General features: G+C 54.9%; 1 protein-coding gene. It reads right to left on the reverse strand.

What is annotated here, in order from left to right:
• On the reverse strand, positions 1–237 hold a 237-nt coding region (locus SB752_RS33235), incomplete at both ends, for a hypothetical protein (RefSeq protein WP_410719634.1).

The raw sequence follows: 237 nt of genomic DNA on the forward strand, positions 1-237 counted from the left end.
GGAACGCAAGAGAAAGGTCGGCTACGGCCACAAGGGCGGCATCTACGTCGAGGTCTGTCCAATCCCTAGGTGGCTTGTTTACCGCAAGACTCAAAATACCCTCAATAGAATTGGTAGAGCCGTCGCGCTTGCGTAGTCTCGCAGCAAATCCCTCTAGGCGGAGGTCGCCAGTAACCTTGGAAATATACTCGGCACGCTCCCTTAGCTCTGGATCATCCCCCGCTCTGCCATCAATAG

The organism is Brevibacillus sp. SIMBA_040 (assembly GCF_046535075.1).
GTDB lineage: Bacteria > Bacillota > Bacilli > Brevibacillales > Brevibacillaceae > Brevibacillus.